This is a genomic window from Blastococcus sp. CCUG 61487, assembly GCF_005222955.1.
Classification (GTDB): Bacteria; Actinomycetota; Actinomycetes; order Mycobacteriales; family Geodermatophilaceae; genus Blastococcus.
In genome coordinates, this window is record NZ_LWUA01000001.1 from 1 (window position 1) to 7,670 (window position 7,670).

The 7,670-nt window shown below is 74.4% G+C and carries 5 protein-coding genes; 4 read left to right on the plus strand and 1 reads right to left on the minus strand.

Annotated elements, in window-relative coordinates; all coding sequences use genetic code 11:
- From A6V29_RS00005 to A6V29_RS00020, 4 genes are all read left to right on the plus strand, one after another.
- Positions 1-642 (plus strand): ABC transporter permease (locus tag A6V29_RS00005; protein ID WP_137158365.1); only part of this gene is annotated, 642 nt, incomplete at its 5' end.
- Positions 635-1,735 (plus strand): ABC transporter ATP-binding protein, encoded by a 1,101-nt coding sequence (locus A6V29_RS00010; protein ID WP_137158366.1) that lies wholly within the window; start codon positions 635-637, stop codon positions 1,733-1,735. The genes A6V29_RS00005 and A6V29_RS00010, both read left to right, overlap by 8 nt.
- Before the next feature lie 46 nt (positions 1,736-1,781).
- The gene (gene glgP / locus A6V29_RS00015) at positions 1,782-4,331 is read left to right on the plus strand and encodes an alpha-glucan family phosphorylase (RefSeq protein WP_137158367.1); all 2,550 of its coding nucleotides are present in this window, start codon (positions 1,782-1,784) and stop codon (positions 4,329-4,331) included.
- Between the two features lie 144 nt (positions 4,332-4,475).
- Positions 4,476-5,432: an FHA domain-containing protein gene (locus tag A6V29_RS00020; RefSeq protein ID WP_137158368.1), complete on the plus strand. Its 957-nt coding sequence runs from the start codon at positions 4,476-4,478 to the stop codon at positions 5,430-5,432.
- 12 nt (positions 5,433-5,444) lie between these two features.
- Here the strand turns inward: A6V29_RS00020 and glgX are convergent, their stop codons facing one another.
- Positions 5,445-7,574 carry a glycogen debranching protein GlgX gene (glgX, locus tag A6V29_RS00025; protein WP_212718863.1) on the minus strand — a complete coding sequence of 710 codons (2,130 nt, stop codon included), beginning with the start codon at positions 7,572-7,574 and terminating at the stop codon, positions 5,445-5,447.
- Positions 7,575-7,670: the final 96 nt, after the last annotated feature.

Genomic DNA, 7,670 nt, shown 5'->3' on the forward strand with positions numbered 1-7,670 from the left:
GGCAGCTCGGGGGAGGTGGACATCGGCCGGCTGGTCGCGGCGGCGGGTACCTCGCTCGGATACGCCACCGCCGGCGCCGCCCTCACCGTGGTCGTCGCCCTGCCCGTCGGGCTCCTCGCGGGTCGCCACCCCGGACGCGCGGCCGGCGCGGTGGAGGCCGCGAGCTGGCTGCCGCGCGCGGTCCCCGCCGTCGTCGTCGCCATCTCGCTGATCTACCTGACCATCCGCCACGCGCCCGGCGTCTACCTCACTCCCGGACTGCTGGTGGCCTGCTACGCCGTGCTGTTCCTCCCGCTGGCCGTGGGGGCCATCCGCGCCTCGGCGGCGCAGGCTCCGGCGGCCCTCGAGGAGGTGGCCCGCTCCCTCGGCCACGGTCCGGCCGCGGTGCTGCGCCGGGTCACCCTCCCGCTGACCGCGCCCGGCCTCGCCGCTGGGGCGCTGCTGGTCTTCCTCTCGTGCCTCAAGGAGCTCACCGCGACGCTGATCCTGCACCCCACGGGGACCGAGACGCTCGCTCTGCGCCTGTGGGCCACCACCGAGGTAGGTCGCTACGCGGCGGCGGCGCCGTACGCGGCCCTGCTCGTCCTCCTCGCAGTCGTCCCCAGCGCCCTGCTCATCTGGCGGCAGAGCAGCCGTGGCTGAGCCCGGGCTCGTGGTGTCGGGCGTGTGGAAGTCCTTCGGGGCCGAACCGGTGCTCCGCGGCGCCGACCTGACCGTGCCGCGGGGCAGCCTCACGGCGGTGCTGGGGCCGTCCGGCTGCGGCAAGACCACGCTGCTGCGCGTGGTCGCCGGCTTCGAGCGGCTCGACGCGGGCACCGTGACGGTCGGCGGGCGGCTGGTCGCCGACCCTTCCCGCCAGCTGTCCCCGGAGCGTCGGCACATCGGGTTCGTGCCGCAGGAGGGTGCGCTGTTCCCGCACCTGTCGGTCGAGGCGAACGTGGCCTTCGGGCTGCGCCGCGGCGAGCGTCGCAGTGGCCGCGTCCAGGAGGTGCTGGACCTGGTCGGCCTGGGCGGGCTGGGCAGCCGGATGCCGCACGAGCTCTCCGGTGGGCAGCAGCAGCGGGTGGCCGTGGCCCGGGCGCTGGCCCCGCGGCCGGCTCTGGTCCTGCTCGACGAGCCCTTCAGCGCGCTGGACGCCGAGCTGCGGGGTGAGCTGCGCGCCGACGTGCGCGCGGCGCTCGCCGCGGACGGAGCGACCGGGGTCCTGGTCACCCACGACCGGACCGAGGCGCTGTCGACCGCCGACGTGGTGGCCGTGCTCCGCAACGGGCGGGTGGTCCAGGCCGCGCCGCCCGCCGTGCTCTACCGGCAGCCGGTCGACCTCGGCGTGGCCCGGTTCGTGGGGGACGTGGTCGTCCTGCCGGGCTCGACCACAGTCGACGGCGTGTGGACCGCTCTCGGGCACCTCCCGGTCTCCGGACCCACGGCGCCGCCGGGCACCCCGGTCCGGGTGCTGCTCCGGCCGGAACAGGTGCGGCTCGGCGAAGAAGACGGTGCGGTGGCCACGGTCTCGTCGCAGGTGTTCACCGGTGCCGACAGCCGGGTGACGGTCCGCCTCACCGGCCCCGACGGCGACCGGGAGATCGTCGTCCGGGAGCGCAGCGCCGACCGCTCCCCGGGCGCCGTGGTGAGGGTGGGGGTGGTCGGCGCCGCCCGGATCTACCCGGTGGACGGGGAGCGGACGCCTGCGTCGGCCGGGACGCGCGTGGGCGATGGGAACTGTGCGGCCGGCTGACGTCCGTGGGGTCTCGCGCGGGCCGCATCCTGGTTAGTCTCGATCGGTGCGCGCTCTTCGTCAGTTCACCGTCCGTGCGGCGCTGCCCGAGGCCCTGGCCTCCCTCGCCCAGCTCGTGATGAACCTCCGGTGGTCCTGGCACCCCCCGACCCGCGATCTGTTCGAGACGCTCGACCCCGAGCTGTGGCGCCGGTGCGGTGGCGACCCGGTGAAGGTCCTGGGTGAGGTGTCGGCGGAGCGGCTCGCGCTGCTCGCCGGCGACGGCCAGTTCGCGCGGCAGCTGCAGGACGCCGTCGACGACCTGAAGCAGTACCTCTCCACCCCGCGCTGGTACCAGTCGCTGGGGACGGACGCGCCCGCCGCGATCGCCTACTTCTCCGCGGAGTTCGGCATCACCGAGGTGCTGCCGCAGTACTCCGGCGGGCTCGGCATCCTGGCCGGCGACCACCTCAAGGCCGCCTCCGACCTGGGGGTGCCGCTGGTCGGCGTCGGCCTGCTCTACCGCGCCGGCTACTTCGAGCAGAGCCTGTCGGCCGACGGCTGGCAGCTGGAGCACTACCCGTCGCTGGACCCGCACGGCCTGCCGGTCAAGCTGCTGCGCGAGGCCGACGGATCGGCGGTCGTCATCACCGTGCCGCTGCCGGAGGGGCGCACCCTGCACGCGCACGTGTGGCGCGCCCAGGTCGGCCGGGTGTCGCTGCTGCTGCTCGACAGCGACATCGAGGAGAACGCGCCGGCCGAGCGAGGCGTCACCGACCGCCTCTACGGCGGCGACGAGGACCACCGCCTGCGCCAGGAGATGCTGCTGGGCATCGGCGGCGTGCGCGCCCTGCGTGCCCACTGCCGGCTGACCGGGGCGCCGCCGCCGGAGGTGTTCCACGCCAACGAGGGGCACGCGGGCTTCCTCGGCATCGAGCGGATCCGCGAGCTGATGGAGTCCCACGGTCTGTCGTTCGCCGAGGCGCTGCAGGCGGTGCGCGGCGGCACGGTGTTCACCACCCACACGCCGGTGCCGGCCGGCATCGACCGCTTCCCGAAGGCGCTCATCGAGCGCTACTTCGCCGGCTTCGGCGTGCCCCTGCCCGAGATGCTGGCGCTCGGTGCCGAGGAGGACCCGGCGAAGTTCAACATGGCCCACATGGGCCTGCGGCTGGGCCAGCGCGCCAACGGGGTCAGCCAGCTGCACGGGCACGTGAGCCGCGGGATGTTCAACGACCTGTGGCCCGGCTTCGACGAGGCCGACGTCCCGATCGGCTGGATCACCAACGGCGTGCACGCGCCCACCTGGACCGCGCGCGAGCTGGTCGAGATGGGCACCCAGCGCAGCAGCCAGGGAGATCCGGCGGTGGACGGCGAGGTCGTCTTCGACGGCGTCGACGGCATCCCCGCCGCGGACCTGTGGGGGATCCGCCGGGAGCTGCGCGGGCGGCTGGTCGAGGAGGTACGGCGCCGGCTGCGCGAGACGGCGCTGTCCCGCGGCGCCGCCGAGGCCGAGGTCGGCTGGACCGACACCGCGTTCGACCCCGACGTCCTCACCATCGGTTTCGCCCGGCGGGTGCCGTCCTACAAGCGGCTGACCCTCATGCTGCGCGACCCGGAGCGGCTCAAGGCCCTGCTGCTGGACCCGGAGCGGCCGGTGCAGCTGGTCATCGCCGGGAAGAGCCACCCGGCCGACGACGGCGGGAAGAGGCTCATCCAGGAGATGGTGCGCTTCGCCGACGACCCGGAGATCCGGCACCGGATCGCGTTCCTGCCCGGCTACGACATCGGCATGGCCCGCTACCTCTACTGGGGCTGCGACGTCTGGCTGAACAACCCGCTGCGGCCCCTGGAGGCCTGCGGCACGTCCGGCATGAAGTCCGCGCTCAACGGCGGGCTGAACCTGTCCATCCGCGACGGGTGGTGGGACGAGTGGTTCGACGGCCAGAACGGGTGGGCGATCCCGACCGCCGACGGCATCGACGACCCCGACCGCCGGGACGACGTCGAGGCCCGGGCCATCTACGAGCTGCTCAGCGCCCAGGTGCTGCCCCGCTTCTACGAGCGGGACGAGCACGGCGTGCCCGACCGGTGGGTCGAGATGGTGCGGCACACGCTGCGCGAGACCGGTCCCAAGGTGCTGGCCACCCGGATGATCCGCGACTACGTCCAGGCGCTGTACGTGCCCGCAGCCGGTTCGGCCCGGACGATGGCGGCCGGCGGGTACGCCCCCGCGCGCGCCGAAGCGGGGTGGCGGGCGCACCTGCTGCAGCGGTGGCCCGGTGTGCGGGTGGCGCACGTCGAGGCGACCGGGGTCGGCGACACCCCCGAGATCGGGTCGACCCTCGGCCTGCGGGCGGAGGTGGAGCTGCCGAACCTGGAGCCCTCCGACGTGGCGGTGCAGGCCGTCTACGGCCGGGTGGACGACGCCGACGGGCTGCACGAGGTGACCGCCATCCCGATGGCGCTCGAGCACTCCGAGGGCTCGCGGCACTGGTTCACCGCGACCATCCCGCTGGAGCGCACGGGGGCCTTCGGCTACACCGTGCGGGTCCTCCCGCACTCCGAGCACATGGCCGACCCGGCCGAGCTGGGCGTGGTGACGACAGCCTCGTGACGGTGTGCCGGCGCACCGTGGGCCCGGTCCCGCGGGGCACATCGCGCGCACGAGTCCCACCAGCATCCTGTGACCTCGGTCCGGTACGGCGTGGCGGGTACGGCCGCGCGCCGAAGCCGCTGGTGCATCACTAGGCTGCACGCCATGCCCGACCGCTGCGAAGTCCTCCCCGGAGACGCTGTCGTCGCCCGTCGCGACGGCGGCCTGCTGTGGGTCGACGCCCCCGGTTCGCCCGCCCTGGTGGCGGCCCTGCACGCCTGCCTCGGCCTGTCCGGCCCGGGCGTCGACCGGGTGCTGACGGCCGTGGCCGCGCAGGCGGGATCACTCGCCTCCGGCAGCGCCTCCTGGTCCATCGTCCTGACCGACCCCGACGCGGGGACCGGCGTGGCGCTCTGGTCCGGCAAGGGCGCCCCGACCGTCGACGGGGTCCCGGTGTCCGGCTCCTCCGTGGACGGCGGCACCCTGGCCACCGGGTTCCGGCTCGGCCGCGCCCTGTACGTCGGCCCCGGCCCGGCGGAGTCGCCGTCGAGCCCGGGGGTCTCCTTCGACCTGGTCGAGGGCACCGTGCCCGGCTCCGGCGCGACGCTGCACCTGGGCGCCGCCGCGCCCGCTGCCGCCGCCCCGGCGCAGGCCGCCCCCTCGTCGTTCACCGCCGGCTCGGACTCCGGGTTCGGCTCGGGTGCCGGCTCGAGCCGGGCCGCCGCCGCTGCGCCCGAGTCGGGCGAGCAGACCGCCTTCTGGCGTCCCGAGGAGGGAACCGCCGCGCCGGTGCTCCGGTTCGACGACGGCCTGGTCGTCACCGTCGACGAGGACCTGGTGCTCGGCCGGCGTCCCGACAACCACGAGATGGTCACCAGCGGCGGGGCGCGCCCGGTGCCGATCGCGGACACCCAGAACGTGCTCTCCTCTGCGCACGCCGCGCTGACCCGCTCCGGTGACGAGGTCTCGCTCATCGACCTCGGCTCGCTCAACGGCACCCACGTGGCCGGGCCCGAGGCCACCGAGTGGACCCAGCTCGAGCCCGGTGTCGCCCACCCGCTCAGCGACGGCGACCGCCTGCTGCTCGGCTGGACCGTCATCACCTTCGAGCAGGCCGAGTAACCGCAGGCCGGGTCAGGGCCGGCGGAGCACTCGCAGCAGCCAGACGCAGCGGCCGGGGAGCTCGATCGGTCCCGGCGCGACGACAGTCGTCCCGGGCGGCGCGCCGGTCGCGTACTCGGTCGAGAGCACCAGCTCGTAGCCGTCCGCCCACGGGGCGCCGGGCAGCTCCACCGTCACCGGGTCCGGGCCGGCGTGCAGCTGCACCACGTAGGAGTCGTCGACCACCGGCCGGCCGTGCGCGTCGCGGTGCCGGATGCCCCGGCCGTCGAGGTACATGCCGATGGTCTGCAGGTCGTTGTCGAACCAGGCCTGGGTGGTCAGCTGGCCGCCGTCGGGCGCGAACCAGGCCAGGTCGCGGGTGCCCCCGGTGCCCGGTAGCTCGTGCCCCTCGAAGAACGCCTCCTGGCGGAGGACCGGCGCGCCGCGGCGCAGCGCCAGGGCGTGGGTGACGAAGGCCCGCAGGTCCTCGTCCACCCGCTCCCAGTCCAGCCAGGACAACTCGCCGTCCTGGCAGTAGGCGTTGTTGTTGCCGCGCTGGGTGCGGCCGAGCTCGTCGCCGGCGGTCAGCATCGGCACGCCGGTCGAGAGCAGCAGCGTGGCGAGCAGGTTGCGCACCTGCCGCGCCCGCAGCGCGTTGACCGCGGGGTCGTCGGTCTCGCCCTCGACGCCGCAGTTCCAGCCGCGGTTGTGGTTCTCGCCGTCCCGGTTGTCCTCGCCGTTGGCCTCGTTGCGCTTGCGCTCGTAGGTGACCAGGTCGCGCATCGTGAAGCCGTCGTGCGCGGTCACGAAGTTGATCGACGCGAACGGACGGCGGCCGTCGGATCGGTACAGGTCCGAGGAGCCGGTGAGCCGGTAGGCGAGGTCGCGCACCCCGACGTGCGCGCCGGCCCACACGTCGCGCACGGTGTCGCGGTACTGCGCGTTCCACTCCGCCCACGGCGGCGGGAAGTTGCCGACCTGGTACCCGCCCGGGCCGACGTCCCACGGCTCGGCGATGAGCTTGACCTGGCTGACCACCGGGTCCTGGTGCACCACGTCGAAGAACGCGGAGAACCGGTCCACGTCGTGCGTGGAGCGGGCCAGCGCCGGGGCCAGGTCGAACCGGAAGCCGTCCACGTGCATCTCGGTCACCCAGTAGCGCAGCGAGTCCATGAGCAGGCCGAGCACCGGTGAGCGGCGCACGTCGAGGGTGTTCCCGCAGCCGGTGTAGTCGGTGTACCGCGCCGGGTCCATGCCGTCGAGGCGGTAGTAGCCGGCGTTGTCGATGCCCTTGAACGCCAGCGTCGGGCCGGTGTGGTCGCCTTCGGCGGTGTGGTTGTAGACGACGTCCAGGATCACCTCGATGCCGGCGGCGTGCAGCGCCTTGACCATCGTCTTGAACTCGGTGACCTGTTCGCCGCCGCTGCCCGAGGAGCTGTAGGCGGCGTGCGGGGCGAAGAAGCCCAGCGTGTTGTAGCCCCAGTAGTTGGTCAGCCCGCGGCGCAGCAGGTGCGGCTCGCTGACGAAGTGGTGCACCGGTAGCAGCTCCACCGCCGTCACGCCGAGGCGCTGCAGGTGCTCGACGAACGCGGGGTGCGCGAGCCCCGCGTAGGTCCCGCGCAGGTGCGGCGGCACGTCGGGGTGGCGCATGGTGGCGCCCTTGACGTGCACCTCGTAGATGACGGTGTCCGACCACGGGGTGCGCAGGGGGCGGTCGCCGTCCCAGGGGAAGAGCTCGTGGACGACGACGCCGCGCGGCACGTAGGGCGCGGAGTCGCGGTCGTCGCGCGGACCGTCGGGGGAGTCGGCGTGCCCGAACACCGCGGGGTGCAGCGTCAGGTCGCCGTCGACGGCGCGGGCGTAGGGGTCCAGCAGCAGCTTGGCCGGGTTGTACCGCTGGCCCGAGGCGGGGTCGTAGGCGCCGTGCACCCGGTAGCCGTACCGCTGCCCGGGGCCGACGCCGGCCAGGCGGCCGTGCCACACCTGGTGGGTGCTCTCGGTCAGCGGCTGCCGGTGCTCGGTCCCGTCCGGGTCGAACAGGCACAGCTCCACGGCCGTGGCGCCGGCCGACCAGAGCGCGACGTTCGTGCCCGTCCCGTCCCAGTGCGCGCCGAGGGGGGAGGGGGAGCCGGGCAGGACCTCGGCGACCGTGTGCTCGATCACCGCCCGATCGTGCCAAGCGCGGCGAGCGTGTGCGTGCAGGTGCCGCGCGGCGGGTTGGTTGGATGGGGCCCGTGTCTAGCTGTACTGCTCAGACAG